Origin of the sequence: Erwinia sp. CGal63 (genome assembly GCF_037026505.1) — a bacterium.
GTDB lineage: Bacteria > Pseudomonadota > Gammaproteobacteria > Enterobacterales > Enterobacteriaceae > Erwinia.
This window is the reverse complement of sequence record NZ_JAKUMN010000004.1, coordinates 117,943-136,732: the sequence shown is the minus strand read 5'-3', so window position 1 is coordinate 136,732 and position 18,790 is coordinate 117,943. Positions and strand designations below refer to the sequence as shown.

Genomic DNA, 18,790 nt, shown 5'->3' with positions numbered 1-18,790 from the left:
CGGCGACACTCCAGCCAGCCTTACCCTTTTTTCCCGCCTGACGCCTTCGGATTGAATTGCCAGCTTACTCACACTTTTTCGTTCACAGCCGTTTTGTCCATCTCTGTAACCTGTTTCGCCAGCATGTTCCTGCTCTAAGCCGATAATACTGCTTACTTCATCCTGTGCGGGAGAACTATCCATGAAGGGCGAGGCGCTGTCGGTAAAAGAGAAAATTGGCTACGGCATGGGGGACGCGGGCTGCAATATGATCGGCGGCGCCATCATGCTCTTTCTTAACTATTTTTATACGGATGTCTTTGGCCTGGCGCCGGCGCTGGTAGGCGTGCTGCTGCTCTCGGTGCGCGTAGTGGACGCCATTACCGATCCCATTATGGGCGCGATTGCCGACAGAACCCAAAGCCGCTGGGGACGTTTTCGCCCGTGGCTGCTGTGGATTTCGCTGCCTTACGTGCTGTTCAGCGTGCTGATGTTCACCACGCCGGACTGGAGCTACGACAGCAAGGTTATCTATGCTTTCGCTACCTATTTCCTGATGTCGCTGACCTATACCGCCATCAATATTCCTTACTGTTCGCTGGGCGGCGTGATTACCAACGATCCCGGCGAGCGCGTCTCCTGTCAGTCTTACCGCTTTGTGATGGTCGGCATCGCTACGCTGATCCTGTCGCTTTCGCTGCTGCCGCTGGCGGAGTGGTTTGGCGGCGATAACAAAGCGCGCGGCTACCAGATGGCGATGAGCGTGCTGGCCTTTATTGGCCTCTGCATGTTTCTGTTCTGCTTCGCCACCGTACGCGAACGTATCCATCCTGCGGTTCCCAGCAACAGCGATCTGAAATCCGATTTGCGGGACGTGTGGAAAAACGATCAGTGGGTACGCATTTTGCTGCTGACCTTCTGCAATGTTTGTCCTGGCTTTATCCGCATGGCGGCGACAATGTATTACGTCACCTGGGTGATGGGCCAGTCCACGCATTTCGCCACGCTGTTTATCAGCCTGGGCGTGGTCGGCATGATGCTGGGCAGCACGCTGGCGAAGGTGTTGACCGATCGCTGGTGCAAGCTGAAAGTTTTTTTCTGGACCAATATCGTGCTGGCGATCTTCTCCTGCGGCTTTTACTTCCTTAATCCGCAGGCCACGCTTCTGGTAGTGGTCATGTATTTTCTGCTTAACATCCTGCATCAAATTCCGTCGCCGCTGCACTGGTCGCTGATGGCGGACGTCGACGATTACGGCGAATGGAAAACCGGCAAGCGCATTACCGGCATCAGCTTCTCCGGCAACCTGTTCTTCCTTAAGGTCGGTCTGGCCGTGGCGGGCGCGATGGTCGGCTTCCTGCTCTCTTTCTACGGCTACGACGCGGGCGCAAAAGCGCAGTCGCCAACGGCGGTTAACGGTATTGTTTTGCTCTTTACGATTATTCCCGGCGTTGGCTATCTGATTACCGCCGGCGTGGTCAGGCTGCTGAAGGTTGACCGTCCGACCATGCAGAAAATCCAGCTCGACCTGGAGCAGCGCCGCCATAATTATCGCGAACTCAACGACTATCATCACGGCAAAGCGCCGGTAAAACCAGAAGGAACAGGAGCATGAGCAACCACTGGCCCATCCCGCTAATCGAACAGCGCGCCGATCCTTTTATTCTGCGCTACCAGCAGCATTACTACTTTATTGCCTCTGTACCGGAGTACGATCGGCTTGAGCTGCGCCGCGCCGACACGCTGGCCGGGCTGGCGGAAGCGGAGGCCGTGGTTGTCTGGCGAAAGCATGATGTCGGCGCGATGAGCGAACTGATATGGGCGCCGGAGCTGCACCGTATCGACGGCGTTTGGGTCATCTACTTCGCTGCCGCGCCGACGCGAGAGATAAAAGACGGTCTGTTTCAGCATCGCATGTTCGCCATCGTCTGCCACAATGACGATCCGCTGACCGGCAGCTGGCGCGAGTGCGGCCAGGTTGTGACGCCGATCGACAGCTTCGCGCTGGACGCCACCCATTTTGTGCATCAGCAGAAAAACTGGTATCTGTGGGCGCAGAAAGATCCGGCTATTCCGGGCAACTCCAACCTCTATCTGGCCGAGCTGGAGACGCCCTGGTCACTGAAAGGCAAGCCGGTGATGCTCAGCCGCCCGGAGTTTGACTGGGAGTGCGTGGGTTTTAGCGTTAACGAAGGGCCGGCGGTTATCCGCCACGGCAACCGTCTGTTTGTCAGCTATTCCGCCAGCGCCACCGATGAAAACTACTGCATGGGATTATTGTGGATCGATGTGGACGCCGACCCTATGCAGGCGGAAAACTGGCAGAAGTCGCCGCAACCGGTGTTTAAAACCAGTTGGGAAAACCGTCAGTACGGGCCTGGCCATAACAGTTTTACCGTAGCGGAAAACGGCGAGGATGTGCTGGTCTATCACGCGAGGAATTACACGGAGATCGAAGGCGACCCGCTTTACGATCCTAACCGCCATACCTGCATTAAAACGTTTGGCTGGGATAGCGAAGGAATGCCGCTATTCGGCGAGCCGCCTGCCGGCTGATCTGCGATTCGATCCGGCCTTGCAGCCGGATCGTTTCTAAACCAGCGTGCCGTAAATGGTTAATAACGCCACTACCACCACAATCACCAACGAAACCTTCTTTGCCATCGCTACGGCAATACGGGGCGTTTCCACCTTGTCGGTATGCGGATCGCGCGCCAGCGAAAATTGCGCCAGGCGGGTCAGCACCTGATACTGCGAAGTATGCCGGTCGCCCAGCGAGGCGAACCACGCGGGCAGCGCACGCTCACCGTGTCCCAGCAGCGCATAGGCGACGCCCGCCAGCCGCACCGGAATCCAGTCCACGCAGTGCAGGATAGCGTCCACGCCGGATTGCGAACGCTCCAGGGGCGTAGAGTGACGCGCCAGCCAGCTTTGCCACGCGCGCAGAAAAGCGTAGCCCACCAGCAACGCCGGCCCCCATGCGCCGCCCACGACAAACCAGAACAGCGGAGCCAGATAAAAACGGTAGTTGATCCACAGCAGCGCGTTTTGCAGCTCACACAGATACTCGCGCTCGCTGCACTCAATCGGCAGTCCGTGGATCAGCGTCAGCTCTTCGGCCATCGCTTTATGCGCCTCCGTGTCGTTGTGGCTGGCCGCTTTCAGATAGGCGTGATAGTGCAGCCGCATCGAGCCCGCGCCGATACACAGTAGCCCAACGCCAATCCAGAACAGTAGCTGCAACAGGCCGAAAAACAGCCCTTTGAGCGCCAGTAAACAGAGCGCCACAATCGCCATGGCGATAAACGTCATTCCCAGCGTGCGCAGCAGAGAAAAACGGCGCTGACGCCGAAACAGCCCGGAAAGATGGTGATCCAGCTGCCAGCGTTCGCCCATTTTAAACAGGCGCTCCCAACCTAAAACCAACAACAAACTAAAAAGCGTCATCTGCTACTCCTGCTGTGGGGCGTTTCCAGCCCTTCCCGAAATCTTTCCCAGTCAAACGCCGGGCCGGGATCGGTTTTTCTTTCCGGCGCGATATCACTATGCCCGGTAATATTCTCCGCGATTTGCGGATAGTGCTCTGTCAGCAGCCGGGTAACCGCCTGCAGAGCCGCATACTGCGCTTCCGTATAGGGCAGCGTATCCGTACCTTCCAGCTCAATACCGATGGAAAAGTCGTTGCAGGCTTCACGCCCTTGATAGCAGGAAACGCCCGCGTGCCAGGCGCGCAAATGGAAAGGCACGTACTGAACAATTTCGCCGTCGCGACGAATCAGGCAGTGCGCGGAAACCTGCAGATGGGCGATATCCGCAAAATAAGGGTGCGCAGCAGGGTCGAGCGTGCCGGTAAAGAGATCGTCAATCCACGGGCCGCCGAACTCGCCCGGCGGCAGGCTGATATTGTGAATAACCAAAAGCGTGGGGATTTCGTTGTCCGGACGCTGATTAAAATGGGGCGACGCCACGCGCCTGGCGCCGACAATCCATCCTGCCTGTAACTGCATGCCCTGCTCTCCTTCTTTCCAGATAACGTCAGAGTAACATGAAACCTTTTGGCAAAAAGCCCGCCTTTATGTGCAAAAAACCGTGAAACGCCGTTTCCTTTCCTTCCGTCGGCCAGCTTACGGGGCTCGACGGGCTGGCTGGCTGACACAAAAATTTCAACATGTTCAGGAGTTGACCGTCTCGCCAGCCGCAGGCAAAAAAGCTAGCATGGTCAAACCTTCAAGCCGTTCTTTCGGAGTTCGATCATGACAACCCGCCGCTACGATCCGGACAGCCGCCGCGCCGTGCTGCTGGAACGTATTAAGGATGATATTCCGCCCGCTGTAGCTCAGGCGCTGCGAGAAGATTTGGGTGGCGAAATTGACGCCAGCAAAGATATTACCGCCAGTCTGCTGCCCGCTGATGCCAGCTCTCATGCCACAGTGATTACGCGTGAACCAGGCATTTTTTGCGGAAAACGCTGGGTGGAAGAAGTTTTTATCCAGCTTGGCAACAAAACGCGGATCGTCTGGCATGTGGAAGATGGCGAGGCCATTGAGGCCAACCAGCCGCTGTTCGAAGTCAGCGGCCCTTCCGCGCTGATTCTGACGGCCGAACGTACCGCGCTGAATTTCGTGCAGACGCTTTCCGGCGTGGCGACCGAGGTCAGCCGCTATGTCGCTATTCTCGCAGGCACCAATACCCAGCTGCTGGATACGCGAAAAACCGTGCCGGGACTACGTACCGCGCTGAAATATGCGGTGCTGTGCGGCGGCGGCGCCAACCATCGACTCGGTCTTGCCGACGCCTTCCTGATCAAGGAAAACCATATTATCGCCACCGGTTCCATTCGTCAGGCGGTGGAAAAAGCCTTCTGGCTGCATCCGGACGTGCCGGTGGAAGTCGAAGTGGAGTCGCTGGCGGAGCTTGCTGAAGCGATCGAAGCGGGCGCCGACATTATCATGCTGGATAACTTCAGCGTTGAGCAGATGCGGGAAGCGGTACGGCAAACCGCCGGTCGCGCGCTGCTGGAAGTCTCCGGCAACGTCACCGACGCCACGCTGCGCACCTTTGCCGAAACCGGCGTGGATTATATCTCGGTCGGTGCGTTGACCAAGCATGTGCGAGCGCTGGATCTCTCCATGCGCTTTCGTTAGTCACTTTTCGGCTATACCGCTTACGCCATCTTCGGATGGCGTTTTCTTTTCCTCGCGCTATTTTTGCGAGCTGTCTTCCGGCCTTAATATGTATTGCTGCAACAGGGAAACATTTCCCCCAGCGCGGCTCGGGAAACCCTTTTTTGCCGCTGGTTTGCGCTTTTTTGTGGCGATACCTTGCTGACTCCTTAAACACACGGAGGTCAGTATCATGGAAAACCAACAGGGTTTTACCCTTGTCGAGCTGATGATAGTTATCGCTATCATCGCCATTCTCAGCGCCATCGGGCTGCCGGCTTACCAGAACTATCTGCAAAAGGCCGCGCTAACCGATATGTTGCAAACGGCCATGCCTTTCAAAACGGCGGTGGAGCTGTGCGCCATCGAACATGGCGGCGCGGATGGCTGTAGCGAAGGCAGCAACGGCGTCCCTTCAGGCAAAGGATCGCGCTATGTATCCGCCGTCACCGTGCAGAGCGGAACGCTGACCCTGACCGGTCAGGAAAGCCTGAATGGCCTGAAGGTGACGATGAAACCGCTCTGGGACGGCACTGAGGGTCAGATAAGCTGGCAGCGCACCTGCGCCACGACACAGACAGGACTGCAGGAAGCCTGCGAAAATATCTTCCGCTTTGACGACAGCGACGAGGTGGCCGAATGACGACCTCCTCTTCTCTGAGGGCCGTGGAGGCCCTCTGTCAGCGTTACCAGGCCGTGGTGATCTCCTTTACGCCGCAGCGGCTGCATATCGCGGTGGCTACGCCGCCCTCTGCCGAAATGATGGCGGCGCTGCGTTTCACCGCTCAGGGCGCCATTGACGTGGAGTACTGGCCGCCTGCGCGGCTGGAGCAGCATCGTCAGGAGTGGCCCGCCGTTGCTGAATTCGGTACGGAAAACAGCGAAACCACTATCGAACGTATCGACAATCTGCTGACGCTGGCCATACAGCAGCGCGCTTCCGATATCCATATCGAACCCCAGTCCGACGGGCTGCGCATCCGCTTTCGGGTCGATGGCGTATTGCAGCCTGTGCCGACTATGCCGGGCGACAGCGGCGCGGCGCTGCTGGCCAGGCTGAAAATAGTGGCCAGTCTGGATATCGCCGAACGCCGGATACCGCAGGATGGTCAGTTTACGCTGACGCTGTCGGGCAAGCCGGCCTCCTTTCGCCTCTCGACGCTGCCCACGCGCTGCGGCGAAAAAGCGGTTATCCGCCTGCTACAAAACGACACTCAGTCAGTGGCGCTGGAAAACCTCGGGATGCCGCCAGCGTCGCTGCGCGCTTTCCGCGAGGCGCTGGCGCGGCCGCAGGGATTAATTCTGGTTACCGGCCCAACCGGCAGCGGCAAAACGTTCACGCTGTACAGCGGCCTCAGCTCGCTTAATACGCCTGGCCGCAACCTGTGCAGCGTAGAAGATCCGGTGGAAATCCCGCTGTCTGGCGTTAACCAGACTCAGGTTCATCCCAAAGCCGGTCTGGATTTCAATCTCGTGCTGCGCGCGCTGCTACGCCAGGATCCCGACGTGATTATGATTGGTGAAATCCGCGACGCCGAAACGGCGGAAATTGCTATCAAAGCGGCGCAAACCGGTCATCTGGTGCTCTCCACCCTGCATACCAACTCTACGGCGGAAACGCTGACCAGGCTAAGGCAAATAGGCATTCCCGGCTATCAGCTGGCCTCCGCGCTGAAGCTGGTGATCGCCCAGCGGCTGGTGCGTCGTCTCTGTCCATACTGCCGTGAACCGGCCGAAGCGGTAGCCCATTTCCCGCAGGAAATCTGGCCAGGCACGGTACAAAACTGGCAGGCAGTGGGCTGCGAACGCTGTTATTCCGGCTTTTACGGCAGGCTGGCGCTGTTCGAACTGCTTCCCGTTACCGCAAAGCTGCAAAACGCCATCGCGGCCGACAGCCCGCAGGAAACGCTGCTGACGCTCGCCAGACAGCAAAATATTAACTCTCTGTTTATCGAGGGCCTGCACTGCGTTAACCGTGGAGAAACCACGCTGGCGGAACTGAACAGGATAGTGGGAAGCGAGGATGGCTGATCCGCTGCTGATTCAGTGGCAGGCTACGGATAACAAAGGCGAGTTTCATCAGGGCGCCTGCTTTTGCAGCGGTCGCCAGGAAGCGATGGAGCGGCTGATGGCGCTTGAACTGCTGCCGCTCAAGGTGAGTAAAGGACGGCGCTATCGCGCGGGCGACTGGAAATGGCAGCACAAAATCGCCTTTTTCCGGGAGCTGGCAACGCTGCTGCAGGCCGGTATGACGCTGTCGGCCAGCCTGCGGCTCGTCGGCGAAGGGCATGCCGATCCCGGCTGGCAGGCGCTGCTGACGCAGATAGAGCAAAGCGTGTCGGAAGGCGTGCCTTTTTCGCAGGCGCTGGCTGAGTGGCCCGTGGTGTTTCCGCCGCTCTATCCCGCGCTGATCGCGGTTGGCGAACTTACCGGCAGAATGGATGAGTGCTGTCTGCGACTGGCTGGTCAGCAGGAGAGAGAGCAGCTGCTGCAAAAGAAAGTGATCCGGGCATTACGCTATCCGCTGTTTGTGGTCGCCGTCGCGCTGCTGGTCAGCATCGGCATGCTGGTGTTCGTTCTGCCGGAGTTTGTCAGCATCTATCAGTCGTTTAACGCGCCGCTGCCAGCCTTTACCGCCGCGGTCATCGCGCTTTCGGAAGGGCTACAGCATTATGGGTTGCTTATCCTGCCGCTGACGGGCGGCGGCTTCGCTTACTGGCGCTGGCAGAGCCGCCGACTACCTGCCTGGCAGCGCAGCGAACAGCAGTGGCTGCTGCAGCTTCCGCTTATCGGCAGGCTCTATCGCGGCGGCCAGCTCAGCCGTATTTTTCTGACGCTGGCGTTAACGCAGCAGGCCGGACTGCCGCTACTGCAGGGCTTTCAGGCCGTGGAAAAAACACTCCATCACCTGCTGTGGCGGGAAGCGATCGTCGCGCTGCAACAGCATATCGCTGGCGGCAGTCCGCTGCATCAGGCGCTGGCGCACCACCAGCTTTTTACCCCGCTCTGCTACCAGCTGATCAAGGTTGGCGAAGAGGCGGGCGCTCTCGACAGCCTGCTGCTGCGGCTTGGCGAATGGCACGAAGCCAGTACTCACGATCTGGCGGATAACCTGGCTGCCGCGCTGGAGCCGCTGATGATGGTAGTCACCGGTGTGCTGGTAGGAACGCTGGTAATCGCTATGTATCTGCCTATTTTCAATCTGGGCGATGCGTTGGGATAGGTTGGTTGACTGGCTTTATCAAAAGGGTCAGGTGGCTCAGGCTTTGTAACGTTGCATTCTGCTCGCACTGAAAAACCTGCCGCGTGACGCAAGCGGCAGGCTGGATAAAGCGGCTAACGGTTAAATACCCGGTTTTCCTGTTCCGCCACGCGAATAAAGGTAGTGCGCTTGGTCAGCTCTTTCAGCCGCTCGGCGCCTACATAGGTACAGGCGGAACGCAGACCACCAAGAATATCGCGCGCCGTGTTTTCCACCGGGCCGCGTAAGGGCAACTTAACGGTTTTACCCTCTGCGGCGCGATAGCCCGCGACTCCGCCGACGTGGCGGTTCATCGCCGACTCCGAGCTCATGCCGTAAAACAGCATAAACTGCTGGCCATCCTCTTCCACCAGCGTGCCTTCGCATTCGTCGTGCGCGGCCAGCATACCGCCGAGCATCACGAAGTCGGCGCCGCCGCCGAAGGCTTTCGCCACGTCGCCCGGTACGGAACAGCCGCCGTCGCTGACGATCTGCCCGCCCAGGCCATGTGCCGCGTCGGCGCACTCGATCACGGCGGAAAGCTGCGGATAGCCTACGCCGGTCTTGACGCGGGTGGTGCAAACGGAGCCAGGCCCGATACCGACTTTGACAATATCGGCGCCGGAAAGGATCAGCTCTTCCACCATCTCGCCCGTCACCACGTTGCCCGCACAGATCGTTTTGTCCGGGCAGGCCTCACGGGCGCGCTGCAGGAATTCTACAAAATGTTCGGAGTAGCCGTTAGCCACGTCAATGCAGATAAAGTTGAGGGCGGGCGAAAGAGCGAGGATTTGCTGCATTTTTTGAAAATCGGCGTCGGAAGTTCCGGTGGAAACCATGACGTACTTCAGTACGCTTTCCGGTACGCGAGCGATAAACGCCTGCCACTGCGCCACGCTGTAATGCTTGTGGACGGCGGTAAGCAGTTCAAATGAGGCGAGCGCTTCCGCCATGCTGAAGGTGCCGACGGTATCCATATTGGCGGCAATAATCGGTACGCCTGACCAGGCAACGTTGGAGTGCTTAAAGGTAAACTGACGGTTCAGCTCGACCTGTGAACGACTCTTTAGCGTGGAACGCTTGGGACGGATCAGGACATCTTTAAAACCTAACTTAATATCTTCTTCAATACGCATAAATCACTTCCTGGTTGATGGCGCAATCTGATGATTGGGTGCTGCGGCCAGCTCCAGTAGCCTTATCATACGCGCTAAAAACCAGCGGACAAGACTGCGAAAACAGGTTTATTTAGGCTACAATCCGATAAATTTATCTGTGATTCTCTTATGTGATCTGCACCTCACTTTAAGGCCAGCCAGCTGCAGGTCAGAGCGGATGCAGCCACATCAGAGCCATGAGAATCGGGACTATGAGCTATACTGTTGCGCTGACCGGTGGTATCGGCAGTGGAAAAACCACCATCGCTAACGCCTTTGCGGCAAGAGGCGTGGATATTGTCGATGCCGACGTCATCGCCCGTCAGGTTGTGGAGCCTGGCCAGCCGGCGCTGGAGGCTATTCGTGAGCGATTCGGCGCAGCGGTCATCCGTCCGGACGGCACCTTAGACCGCGCCGCGCTGCGCCAGCGGATTTTCAGTTCCGCGCCGGAAAAAGCCTGGCTGAACGCCCTTCTGCATCCGTTGATCCATCGTGAAACCCGTCGCCAGCTGGCATTAACCCGCTCGCCCTGGTGCTTATGGGTAGTTCCTCTGCTGGTCGAAAATAATCTGCAGCATCTGGCCGATCGGGTGCTGGTGGTGGATGTCGATCGCGAGACGCAGCTGGTGCGCACCATGGCCAGGGACAACATCAGTCGCGAACAGGCTGAACATATTCTGGCTGCGCAGGCCTCGCGTGAAGCGCGACTTGCGGCAGCCGACGACATTATTGATAACGACGGCGCGCCGGAAGACGTCGCCGCCAGAGTTGCCCTGCTGGACCAGCGCTATCGCCAGCTTGCCGGAGCAACAGATCGGGATTAAAGCATGAGCACAACGGTTTTATTTGAGCACCCTTTAAATGAAAAAATGCGCACCTGGCTGCGTATCGAGTTTTTACTTAATCAGCTGGAAGGCAGCCGCATTATTGTCGATTCGCTAAGCGCGCTGACCTTTTTCCGTAACGCGGCCGAGCTGCTGGACGTGTTTGAGCGCGGCGAACTGCGCACCGAAATTGTTAAAGAGCTGGATAAACAGCAGCAGAAGCTGCGCTCCTGGGCTGAAGTGCCGGGCGTGGATATGGACGTGGTACATCAGCTGCATGACAGTCTGAAGTCGCGTTCGGCTATCCTGATGGCGGCGCCGCGCATGGGCCAGCTGATGCGGGAAGATCGGCTGATTGCTCTGGTGCGTCAGCGCCTGAGCATTCCCGGCGGCTGTTGCAGTTTCGACCTGCCTACGCTGCATATCTGGCTGCATATCGCGCAGGAGAAGCGCGACAGCCAGGTGGCGCTGTGGATGGATTCGCTGTCGCCTATCCGCGAAGCGCTGACGCTAATACTGGATCTGATTCGCCAGTCGGGCGCTTTTCGCCATCAGACCAGCCTGAACGGCTTTTATCAGGATAACGCGGAGGATGCCGAGCTGCTGCGCCTGCAGCTGACGCTGGAGGATTCGCTCTATCCGCAGGTGTCCGGCCATAAGAGCCGCTACGCCATTCGTTTTCTGCCGCTCGACAGTGAGCATGGCGAGGTGCCGGCGCGCCTCGATTTTCAACTTGCCTGCTGCTGAGGAAATAAGCGATGAATGAAGTCATAACGGTTAACTGCCCAACCTGCGATAAAGAGGTTATCTGGGACGAACTTAGCCCGTATCGGCCTTTTTGCAGCAAGCGCTGCCAGCTGATCGATTTGGGTGAATGGGCTAACGAAGAGAAGCGCATTCCCAGCGAAGGCGATCTGTCCGACAGCGATGAGTGGAGCGAAGAGCCTAAAGATCGCTACTAAGCCGCAGCGGGAAACGGCAGGTGATATGCGATTCCCGCTGCGATAATCTCTGGCTGTGGATTAAATCAGTCCGGCCTGTAGACGAGCAATCAGCTCCGCGTTGGCGGGAGGAAACTCTTCCGCCTGCAGCGCCTGCTGCGCGACCCAGCGCTGCGGCTGGCCTTCACGTCCCCAGGGCTCGCCCTGCCACTCCTCGACCAGAAAGAAATGCAGCGTGACCAGCAGCTCGCTGTCCTTGTGATTGGCCGTGCCGCAGGCTGAAGCGCTCAGCAGGGTGATGCCGGTTTCCTCCTGAAGTTCACGTTTTAACGCCTGCTCAGGCGTTTCGCCCGCTTCAATTTTGCCGCCGGGAAACTCCCAACGATTAGCCATATGGGATTTAGCGGAGCGCTGAGTTAAAAATATTCTCCGCTGGTCGTCGCGGATGATGCCTACTGCCACCTGCAAATGCTTCATAACTGTTCTCTGAATCGCTTTAAGTACCCTGCCACTATTCCAGCGTTGTCATGTGATAACAAGTACCACCGAAATTTGCGGCGCATTTCGAAAACGCAGCATGTAACGGCATGAAACCGCTTTGTTGCCGTTACGTCGATAAAAACAGAGCGTAAAATTCCGCACATAACAACCGCTTTAAAAAGGCGAAACAGGATGCCGGCAGCCGCCGACTCAGGGACAGAACAAGAGGTGAGAAATGTGCCAGCTACTCAGCCGTGGAGCAAAAGCAGGGGTTACGTCAGCGCTGCTGGCAGTAACGCTAATCGTTGTGTGGCGGATGCCCGTCAGCCTGTGGCTGCCGACGCTATTGCTGAGCTGGGCGTTGTTGGCGCTGTCGCTGGTGGATAGTCGGTCGCTGCTGCTGCCGGACAAGCTGACGCTGCCTTTGCTGTGGCTTGGGCTGCTTGTCAGCACTTCGGGATGGCTGCCGGGCATGACGACTGAGCAGGCTGTTTACGGCGCGGCGGCCGGCTATGGTTCGCTCTGGCTGCTTTCACGCGGTTACCGGCTGCTGAGAAGCAGAGAAGGATTGGGACTGGGCGACGCCAAACTGCTGGCGGCGCTGGGTGCATGGATGGGCGTAGAGCGCTTGCCGTGGATAGTGCTGGCGGCCTCGCTGATCGCGGCGGCATCGCTGTTTATCGCCTGGCTGACAGTTGGCCACGCTCTGGACAAGCCCTTTCCCTTCGGGCCTGCGCTCTCTTTTGCCGGCTGGGCGCTTTTTCTCTGGCTGTATGGCTAAAGACGCTTCTGGCTGTGGTTATGGCTGTGGTTATGGCTGTGGCTGTGGCTGTGGCTGTGGCTGTGGCTGTGGCTGTGGCTGTGGCTGTGGCTGTGGCTGTGGCTGTGGCTGTACAGGAATCAGCTTTATCCCCGGAGAATGCCAGCCATAAAAAAACCGGGGATTTCCCCGGTTTTTGCGTTATCTACGAGTGTTATGCCAGACGGCCGTGACACTGCTTATATTTTTTGCCGGAGCCGCACGGACAAGGATCGTTGCGGCCGACTTTGCGTTCGCCAGTCTGCTCCGCCAGCGCCATCGCCGCTTCGGTTTCGGTATCCACATGGCTCAACTGCTGCTGCTGCGCCAGACGCTCGGCCTCTTCGCGACGCTGCTCTTCCATCGCTTCGACCTCTTCCGGCATGCGTACCTGTACCTTGCTCAGGGTACTGATCACTTCATACTTCAGCGACTCCAGCATAGCGGCGAACATAGCGAAGGATTCACGCTTGTACTCCTGCTTAGGATCTTTCTGTGCGTAGCCGCGCAGATGGATGCCCTGACGCAGATAGTCCATAGCGGCCAGATGCTCCTTCCACAGGGAATCCAGCGTCTGCAGCATGACGCCTTTTTCGAAGTTGCGCATCATTTCGGTGCCGACCACTTCTTCTTTACGCTGATACTGCTCGCTGGCCTGCGACATAATACGTTCGCGCAGCGTCTCTTCATGCAGTTCCGGCTCTTTATCCAGCCATTGGGCAATCGGCAGCTCCAGATCGAAGTCGTTTTTCAGACGCTCCTGCAGGCCAGGCACGTCCCACATCTCCTCCAGCGACTGCGGCGGAATATAGGTGTCGATAGTAGTTTTAAATACGTCTTCACGGATGCTGGCGATAGTTTCCGATACGTCGGAAGCATCCAGCAGCTCGTTACGCTGGGTATAGATAGCGCGACGCTGATCGTTGGCCACGTCATCATATTCCAGCAGCTGCTTACGAATATCGAAGTTACGGCTCTCTACCTTACGCTGCGCGTTGGCGATGGCTTTCGTCACCCACGGATGCTCAATCGCTTCGCCCGGCTTCATTCCCAGTTTGCGCATCATGTTGGAAACGCGGTCGGAGGCGAAAATACGCATCAGCGCATCTTCCATCGACAGATAGAAACGGGAAGAACCGTTATCGCCCTGACGGCCGGAGCGACCGCGCAGCTGGTTATCGATACGGCGTGATTCGTGACGCTCGGTACCGATGATATGCAGGCCGCCGGCAGCCAGAACGGCATCGTGGCGTACTTTCCATGCGCTCTTGATCGCTTCGATCTGTTCTGGCGTAGGATCGACCAGCTCGGCGATTTCCGCCTGCCAGCTACCGCCCAGCACGATATCCGTACCACGACCCGCCATGTTGGTGGCGATGGTCACTGCGCCTGGCTGACCCGCCTGAGCGACGATATCCGCTTCGCGGGCGTGGAATTTAGCATTCAGTACCGCGTGTTCGATGCCGGCACGCGTCAGCTCTGCAGAAACCACTTCCGACTTCTCGATAGAGATGGTGCCTACCAGCACTGGTTGCCCTTTGGCGGTACGATCGCGAATATCCTCGATGATCGCGTCAATCTTCTCTTTCTCGGTCATATAGACCAGATCCGGCAGATCTTTACGCACCATTGGTCGGTTAGTCGGCACCACAATGGTTTCCAGCTTGTAGATAGAGCTGAATTCGAAAGCTTCGGTGTCCGCCGTACCGGTCATCCCGGCCAGCTTTTCATACAGACGGAAGTAATTCTGGAAAGTGATAGAAGCCAGCGTCTGGTTTTCGTTCTGGATCTCCACGCCTTCTTTGGCTTCTACCGCCTGATGCAGACCATCCGACCAGCGGCGGCCCTGCATGGTACGACCGGTATGTTCATCGACGATAATGACTTCACCGTCTTTCACGATGTAGTCCACGTCGCGGGTAAAGAGCGCGTGAGCGCGCAGCGCGGCCGTAACATGATGCATCATCATGATATTGCCCGGCGAATAGAGCGACTCGCCCTCTTCCATAATGCCTTCGCTAACCAGCAGCTCTTCCACTTTCATCAGGCCGCGTTCGGTCAGATGCACCTGGCGCGCTTTTTCATCCACGGAGAAGTCGCCTTCGCCCTGGAAAGTATCGGAATCCTCTTTGTCCTGACGGATCAGGCGAGGAATGATTTTGTTTACCTTGATATAGAGCTCGGAGCTGTCCTCAGCCGGCCCGGAGATGATCAGCGGCGTACGCGCCTCATCGATCAGAATAGAGTCGACCTCATCCACCAGCGCGTAGTGAAGTTTACGCTGCACGCGGTCTTCAGGACTGAACGCCATGTTATCGCGCAGGTAGTCGAAGCCGTATTCGTTATTGGTGCCGTAAGTAATATCGGCAGCGTAGGCTTCACGCTTGGCTGGTGCGGGCATACCTGGCAGGTTGATGCCGATGCTCAGCCCAAGAAATTCGAACAGGGCGCGGTTATTTTCCGCATCGCGCTGCGCCAGGTAGTCGTTCACTGTGACCACGTGCACGCCTTTGCCGCTAAGCGCGTTCAGGTAGGCTGGCAGCGTCGCGGTCAGGGTTTTACCTTCACCGGTACGCATTTCCGCGATGCAGCGATCGTTCAGCACCATGCCGCCCAACAGCTGAACGTCAAAGTGACGCATACCGAACACGCGCTTGCTCGCCTCACGCACGGTAGCGAACGCTTCCGGGATCAGGTTTTCCAGCACTTCGCCTTTTTCCAGGCGCGCGCGGAACTCGGCGGTTTTCGCTTTCAGCTCGTCGTCGGAAAGTTTTTCGAAATCCGGTTCCATCTTGTTGATCTGTTCAACCACTTTACGCATACGACGCAGCGTACGGTCGTTACTGCTACCAAAAACTTTGGTTAATAATTTGATTAACATAAAAAATATTCTCTCAGCCGCGGCTTTCGCGGGGCATCACTAAACTTTTAATGGGGGAACTATAGTCGATTTATGAGAGAGAGACAGGCCCGGCGCGAATGCCCTGCACGCTGGCCAGCCACAGGCCGGTTTGATAACAGGGCACGTCAACGCTTTGCTGCGTCGTTGTGCGGCGCACGATAACCGGCGGTTTGGTTTCGTGAGTCAGCAGCGCGTTTAGCGTGTCGAGCAACGCCAGCCGATGCACTTCAAGCGGCGTCGCCTGTTCGACTACGGCGCTGGCCGGCGTTAGCGTGAAAGAGAGATGGCGGATAACGGTGCGGATGGCGTGTTGATGCCAGTAATCCACATTGAAACTGGCACGGCGGGCATGCAGCAGCGCCAGACTTTCAAAGCGCGCGCCGCTGTTGATATTCAGACTTCTGGAGGCGGTTTCTGGTAAGGTATCACCTGAAGCGTGAGGCAGACCAAAGCTCGCCGCGACCATCCCCAGCAGGAGATGCGGCCAGAAGTAACGTCTGCCAAATTGTCGCCAACAATTAAGAATACCCACTGTTTTCCGCCGGAGCCTGCTATGCGCGATAGTCGCCCGCAATCAATTGAAAGTTTTTTCGAAGCCGCCGAAGGCCAGAGCATGCTGCAATCCATTCAGCAACGCGCTATCGCGCTAAATAAGCTGAACCGTGCTCTGCAGGGAATCATCCCGGCTCAGCTGCGTCCCTGGTGCCGCGTGGCGAATTTTCGCCAGGGCGTTCTGGTGCTTGAAACCGCTAATGCCAGCTGGATGATGCGCTTACGCTATGAGCAGTCCAGCCTGCTGTCAGCTTTACGAGCGCAAATATTACCATCATTGACGTCGATCGACATCAGGATAAATCCAACGCTGGCGGCAAAAGCACAGGAAAACGCGCAGGAAAGCAGCGATCGGCAACAGCAGGAACAGAGTCCGGGTCGCCAGCTTAGCGAACAGAGTGCGGAGATCTTACGGGGAGTCGCGAGCCGTAGCCCGGAAAAACTGAAGAGAACAATAGAACGACTGGCCTTGCTGGCCGGAGAGAGTACCCGCTCGACCAGTCGTAATAAATAGTTCGGCTTACGCCAAAACCAGATTTGGTGCCCTGAATGTCACCGGCAGTTCGGCTTCGTCTTCGAACGTTGCCCATTCCCAGGCTTCCTGCTTAGCCAGTACGGCCTGCAGCAGCTTGTTGTTCAGCGCGTGACCACCTTTGAACGCGGTAAAGGCGCCAATGATGTTGTGTCCACACATAAACAGGTCGCCGATTGCGTCCAGCATTTTGTGACGCACGAACTCGTCTTCAAAACGCAGGCCATCTTCGTTCAGCACGCGATAGTCGTCCACCACGATGGCGCAATCAAAGCTGCCGCCCAGGCAAAGACCGCGAGACTGCAGCGCCTCGATATCGCGCATAAAACCGAAGGTGCGCGCACGGCTGATCTGACGAGCAAAAGCTTCAGCGGAGAAATCCATGCTGTAGCGCTGGGAGCTGGCGTCGATCGCCGGGTGTTTAAAGTCGATGGTAAAATCGAGTTTAAAACCGTTATGCGGCACCAGTTCGGCCCATTTGTCGCCGTCTTCAACCCGGACAGGCTGCTTAATACGCACAAATTTCTTCGCGCTGTTCAGCGCCTGAATGCCCGCATCCATCAGCAAATAGATAAAGGGTGCGGCGCTGCCGTCCATAATAGGAATTTCAGGCGCGTTGACTTCCACCACAATATTATCGATGCCGAGACCGGCCAGCGCAGCATTCAGGTGCTCGACCGTGGAAATACGCACGTCATGCTCGTTAACCAGGCAAGTACAGAGCATGGTATCACGCACGGATTTGGCATCAGCCGGGAAGTCAACCGGTGGATTCAAGTCAGTGCGACGATAGATGACCCCGGTATTAGCCGGCGCAGGGCGTAGCGTCAGAGTGACTTTCTTGCCGGTATGCAAACCGACGCCAGTCGCCTGAACAATACGTTTTAATGTCCGTTGTTTGATCATCGCATTATCTCGCAAAATTACTCATCCGACCGCCAGTATAAATCACTGACGGGCGAACACTTTAACACAAAGAGCGGAGAACCCCAACCTTCGGGAAATTCTTAGTCCGCCTGCTTACGCAGGAAAGCCGGAATATCCAGATAGTCAGGCTCTTTGTTGGTTTGCGTGCCGGGCTCGTTGACGACCTTCGCCGCAGGTTTCTGTTCCTGAGGCAGCGGCGCCATACCGTGCTGCTGATAGCGATGATCCATCACAGGCTGAGTCTGGGTCTGCTTGTTGGTCACCAGGGTAATTTCCGGGCGTTTATCCATGCCGATGCCGGTAGCAACGACGGTAACGCGCAGCTCGTCGTTCATTTCCGGATCCAGCGAGGTACCGATGACCACGGTCGCGTTGTCGGAGGCGAAGGCGCGGATAGTGTTACCCACGGTTTCAAACTCATCCAGACGCAGATCGAAACCAGCCGTGATGTTAACCAGCACGCCGCGCGCGCCGGAGAGATCGATATCTTCCAGCAGCGGGCTGGAAATCGCCATTTCCGCCGCTTCTTCCGCACGGTCTTCACCGCACGCCACGCCGGAGCCCATCATCGCATAGCCCATTTCGGACATTACGGTACGCACGTCGGCAAAGTCGACGTTCATCAGGCCAGGACGAGTGATCAGCTCGGCGATACCCTGCACCGCGCCTTTCAGCACGTCATTGGCCGCGCCGAACGCGTCCAGCAGGGAGATACCGCGACCGAGCACCTTCAGCAGCTTGTCGTTCGGAATAGTAATAAGAGAATCGACATGCTTGGAGAGCTCGGCAATGCCCTGCTCCGCAAAGGCCATACGCTTTTTGCCTTCGAAATTAAAAGGCTTGGTGACGACGGCTACGGTCAGGATACCTAAATCTTTGGCAACTTCAGCCACCACCGGCGCAGCGCCGGTACCTGTACCGCCGCCCATACCGGCAGCGATAAACACCATGTCCGCGCCTTCCAGCGCCTGACGCAGCGCTTCACGATCTTCTTCCGCTGAATTGCGTCCTACTTCCGGGTTTGCCCCGGCACCCAGACCCTTGGTAATCCCGTTACCGATTTGGATGGTCTGGCCTACTGCCGTTTTACGCAACGCCTGCGCGTCGGTATTAACGGCAAAGAATTCTACGCCTTCGATGCGCTCACGCACCATATGCTCTACGGCGTTGCCGCCGCCGCCGCCGACGCCGATGACTTTAATCACCGCGTCATTGGTTAATTCCATAGGTTCAAACATAATTTCTCTCCGTTATGTGCCTGTCGCCTGGAGATCATAAAATAAGCCTAGCATGA

General features: G+C 57.3%; 19 protein-coding genes. 11 read left to right on the top strand and 8 right to left on the bottom strand.

The annotated features are described in order from the left end of the window. Positions 1 to 181: 181 nt before the first annotated feature. Positions 182 to 1,594, top strand: coding sequence for an MFS transporter (locus tag MKZ79_RS14085; RefSeq protein WP_336143015.1), 1,413 nt, complete (start codon positions 182 to 184; stop codon positions 1,592 to 1,594). After that, the gene (locus MKZ79_RS14080; protein ID WP_336143014.1) at positions 1,591 to 2,535 is read left to right on the top strand and encodes a glycoside hydrolase family 43 protein; all 945 of its coding nucleotides are present in this window, start codon (positions 1,591 to 1,593) and stop codon (positions 2,533 to 2,535) included. The genes MKZ79_RS14085 and MKZ79_RS14080 overlap by 4 nt, the downstream gene beginning before the upstream one ends. Positions 2,536 to 2,571: 36 nt before the next feature. Here the strand turns inward: MKZ79_RS14080 and ampE are convergent, their stop codons facing one another. Both ampE and ampD read right to left on the bottom strand, forming a co-directional pair. Continuing rightward, positions 2,572 to 3,426: a beta-lactamase regulator AmpE gene (ampE, locus tag MKZ79_RS14075; RefSeq protein ID WP_336143013.1), complete on the bottom strand. Its 855-nt coding sequence runs from the start codon at positions 3,424 to 3,426 to the stop codon at positions 2,572 to 2,574. Next, positions 3,423 to 3,986 (bottom strand): 1,6-anhydro-N-acetylmuramyl-L-alanine amidase AmpD, encoded by a 564-nt coding sequence (gene ampD, locus MKZ79_RS14070; RefSeq protein WP_336143012.1) that lies wholly within the window; start codon positions 3,984 to 3,986, stop codon positions 3,423 to 3,425. The genes ampE and ampD overlap by 4 nt, the downstream gene beginning before the upstream one ends. A gap of 246 nt (positions 3,987 to 4,232) precedes the next feature. Between ampD and nadC the strand changes: the two genes are divergently transcribed. The 4 genes from nadC to hofC all read left to right on the top strand — a co-directional run bounded on the left by nadC (position 4,233) and on the right by hofC (position 8,364). Next, the gene (gene nadC, locus MKZ79_RS14065) at positions 4,233 to 5,123 is read left to right on the top strand and encodes a carboxylating nicotinate-nucleotide diphosphorylase (protein WP_336143011.1); all 891 of its coding nucleotides are present in this window, start codon (positions 4,233 to 4,235) and stop codon (positions 5,121 to 5,123) included. Between the two features lie 211 nt (positions 5,124 to 5,334). Next, positions 5,335 to 5,784 (top strand): prepilin peptidase-dependent pilin, encoded by a 450-nt coding sequence (gene ppdD / locus MKZ79_RS14060; protein ID WP_336143010.1) that lies wholly within the window; start codon positions 5,335 to 5,337, stop codon positions 5,782 to 5,784. Continuing rightward, the gene (gene gspE, locus MKZ79_RS14055) at positions 5,781 to 7,172 is read left to right on the top strand and encodes a type II secretion system protein GspE (RefSeq protein ID WP_336143009.1); all 1,392 of its coding nucleotides are present in this window, start codon (positions 5,781 to 5,783) and stop codon (positions 7,170 to 7,172) included. The genes ppdD and gspE overlap by 4 nt, the downstream gene beginning before the upstream one ends. Then, positions 7,165 to 8,364 (top strand): protein transport protein HofC, encoded by a 1,200-nt coding sequence (gene hofC, locus MKZ79_RS14050; RefSeq protein WP_336143008.1) that lies wholly within the window; start codon positions 7,165 to 7,167, stop codon positions 8,362 to 8,364. Before gspE ends, hofC begins: the two co-directional genes overlap by 8 nt. A gap of 113 nt (positions 8,365 to 8,477) precedes the next feature. Here hofC and MKZ79_RS14045 read toward each other — a convergent pair whose 3' ends face one another. After that, positions 8,478 to 9,518, bottom strand: coding sequence for a GMP reductase (locus MKZ79_RS14045; protein ID WP_336143006.1), 1,041 nt, complete (start codon positions 9,516 to 9,518; stop codon positions 8,478 to 8,480). Between the two features lie 233 nt (positions 9,519 to 9,751). Between MKZ79_RS14045 and coaE the strand changes: the two genes are divergently transcribed. From coaE to yacG, 3 genes are read left to right on the top strand one after another with little or no spacing between them, the layout of a single operon-like run. Beyond that, complete coding sequence (gene coaE, locus MKZ79_RS14040) at positions 9,752 to 10,363, top strand: dephospho-CoA kinase (protein ID WP_336143005.1); 612 nt, start codon at positions 9,752 to 9,754, stop codon at positions 10,361 to 10,363. Positions 10,364 to 10,366: 3 nt separating this feature from the next. Then, the gene (gene zapD / locus MKZ79_RS14035) at positions 10,367 to 11,110 is read left to right on the top strand and encodes a cell division protein ZapD (RefSeq protein WP_336143004.1); all 744 of its coding nucleotides are present in this window, start codon (positions 10,367 to 10,369) and stop codon (positions 11,108 to 11,110) included. 11 nt (positions 11,111 to 11,121) lie between these two features. Next, positions 11,122 to 11,325, top strand: coding sequence for a DNA gyrase inhibitor YacG (yacG, locus tag MKZ79_RS14030; RefSeq protein ID WP_336143003.1), 204 nt, complete (start codon positions 11,122 to 11,124; stop codon positions 11,323 to 11,325). 60 nt (positions 11,326 to 11,385) lie between these two features. On the opposite strand, the gene mutT is transcribed toward yacG, so the two are convergent. Then, the gene (mutT, locus tag MKZ79_RS14025) at positions 11,386 to 11,781 is read right to left on the bottom strand and encodes an 8-oxo-dGTP diphosphatase MutT (protein WP_336143002.1); all 396 of its coding nucleotides are present in this window, start codon (positions 11,779 to 11,781) and stop codon (positions 11,386 to 11,388) included. A gap of 238 nt (positions 11,782 to 12,019) precedes the next feature. Between mutT and MKZ79_RS14020 the strand changes: the two genes are divergently transcribed. Further along, positions 12,020 to 12,565 (top strand): A24 family peptidase, encoded by a 546-nt coding sequence (locus tag MKZ79_RS14020; protein ID WP_336143001.1) that lies wholly within the window; start codon positions 12,020 to 12,022, stop codon positions 12,563 to 12,565. A 193-nt stretch (positions 12,566 to 12,758) separates the two neighbouring features. Here the strand turns inward: MKZ79_RS14020 and secA are convergent, their stop codons facing one another. Together secA and secM are read right to left on the bottom strand one after the other, a co-directional pair. Then, the gene (gene secA / locus MKZ79_RS14015; protein WP_336143000.1) at positions 12,759 to 15,464 is read right to left on the bottom strand and encodes a preprotein translocase subunit SecA; all 2,706 of its coding nucleotides are present in this window, start codon (positions 15,462 to 15,464) and stop codon (positions 12,759 to 12,761) included. A gap of 70 nt (positions 15,465 to 15,534) precedes the next feature. Then, positions 15,535 to 16,017 (bottom strand): secA translation cis-regulator SecM, encoded by a 483-nt coding sequence (gene secM / locus MKZ79_RS14010; protein WP_336142999.1) that lies wholly within the window; start codon positions 16,015 to 16,017, stop codon positions 15,535 to 15,537. A 21-nt stretch (positions 16,018 to 16,038) separates the two neighbouring features. On the opposite strand from secM, the gene MKZ79_RS14005 reads away from it, so the two are divergent. After that, positions 16,039 to 16,551, top strand: coding sequence for a DUF721 domain-containing protein (locus tag MKZ79_RS14005; RefSeq protein ID WP_336142998.1), 513 nt, complete (start codon positions 16,039 to 16,041; stop codon positions 16,549 to 16,551). Between the two features lie 6 nt (positions 16,552 to 16,557). Here the strand turns inward: MKZ79_RS14005 and lpxC are convergent, their stop codons facing one another. Together lpxC and ftsZ are read right to left on the bottom strand one after the other, a co-directional pair. Next, on the bottom strand, positions 16,558 to 17,475 hold the full coding sequence (gene lpxC, locus MKZ79_RS14000; RefSeq protein WP_336142997.1) for a UDP-3-O-acyl-N-acetylglucosamine deacetylase: 918 nt from the start codon (positions 17,473 to 17,475) through the stop codon (positions 16,558 to 16,560). A 101-nt stretch (positions 17,476 to 17,576) separates the two neighbouring features. Then, positions 17,577 to 18,734: a cell division protein FtsZ gene (gene ftsZ / locus MKZ79_RS13995; protein WP_336142996.1), complete on the bottom strand. Its 1,158-nt coding sequence runs from the start codon at positions 18,732 to 18,734 to the stop codon at positions 17,577 to 17,579. Positions 18,735 to 18,790 lie beyond the last annotated feature (56 nt).

Bases quoted from the DNA above. Each gene is read 5' to 3' on its own strand.
- MKZ79_RS14085 (WP_336143015.1), top strand. From the start codon at position 182: ATGAAGGGCGAGGCGCTGTCGGTAAAAGAGAAAATTGGCTACGGCATG.
- MKZ79_RS14080 (WP_336143014.1), top strand. From the start codon at position 1,591: ATGAGCAACCACTGGCCCATCCCGCTAATCGAACAGCGCGCCGATCCT.
- ampE (WP_336143013.1), bottom strand. From the start codon at position 3,426: ATGACGCTTTTTAGTTTGTTGTTGGTTTTAGGTTGGGAGCGCCTGTTT.
- ampD (WP_336143012.1), bottom strand. From the start codon at position 3,986: ATGCAGTTACAGGCAGGATGGATTGTCGGCGCCAGGCGCGTGGCGTCG.
- nadC (WP_336143011.1), top strand. From the start codon at position 4,233: ATGACAACCCGCCGCTACGATCCGGACAGCCGCCGCGCCGTGCTGCTG.
- ppdD (WP_336143010.1), top strand. From the start codon at position 5,335: ATGGAAAACCAACAGGGTTTTACCCTTGTCGAGCTGATGATAGTTATC.
- gspE (WP_336143009.1), top strand. From the start codon at position 5,781: ATGACGACCTCCTCTTCTCTGAGGGCCGTGGAGGCCCTCTGTCAGCGT.
- hofC (WP_336143008.1), top strand. From the start codon at position 7,165: ATGGCTGATCCGCTGCTGATTCAGTGGCAGGCTACGGATAACAAAGGC.
- MKZ79_RS14045 (WP_336143006.1), bottom strand. From the start codon at position 9,518: ATGCGTATTGAAGAAGATATTAAGTTAGGTTTTAAAGATGTCCTGATC.
- coaE (WP_336143005.1), top strand. From the start codon at position 9,752: ATGAGCTATACTGTTGCGCTGACCGGTGGTATCGGCAGTGGAAAAACC.
- zapD (WP_336143004.1), top strand. From the start codon at position 10,367: ATGAGCACAACGGTTTTATTTGAGCACCCTTTAAATGAAAAAATGCGC.
- yacG (WP_336143003.1), top strand. From the start codon at position 11,122: ATGAATGAAGTCATAACGGTTAACTGCCCAACCTGCGATAAAGAGGTT.
- mutT (WP_336143002.1), bottom strand. From the start codon at position 11,781: ATGAAGCATTTGCAGGTGGCAGTAGGCATCATCCGCGACGACCAGCGG.
- MKZ79_RS14020 (WP_336143001.1), top strand. From the start codon at position 12,020: ATGTGCCAGCTACTCAGCCGTGGAGCAAAAGCAGGGGTTACGTCAGCG.
- secA (WP_336143000.1), bottom strand. From the start codon at position 15,464: ATGTTAATCAAATTATTAACCAAAGTTTTTGGTAGCAGTAACGACCGT.
- MKZ79_RS14005 (WP_336142998.1), top strand. From the start codon at position 16,039: ATGCGCGATAGTCGCCCGCAATCAATTGAAAGTTTTTTCGAAGCCGCC.
- lpxC (WP_336142997.1), bottom strand. From the start codon at position 17,475: ATGATCAAACAACGGACATTAAAACGTATTGTTCAGGCGACTGGCGTC.
- ftsZ (WP_336142996.1), bottom strand. From the start codon at position 18,734: ATGTTTGAACCTATGGAATTAACCAATGACGCGGTGATTAAAGTCATC.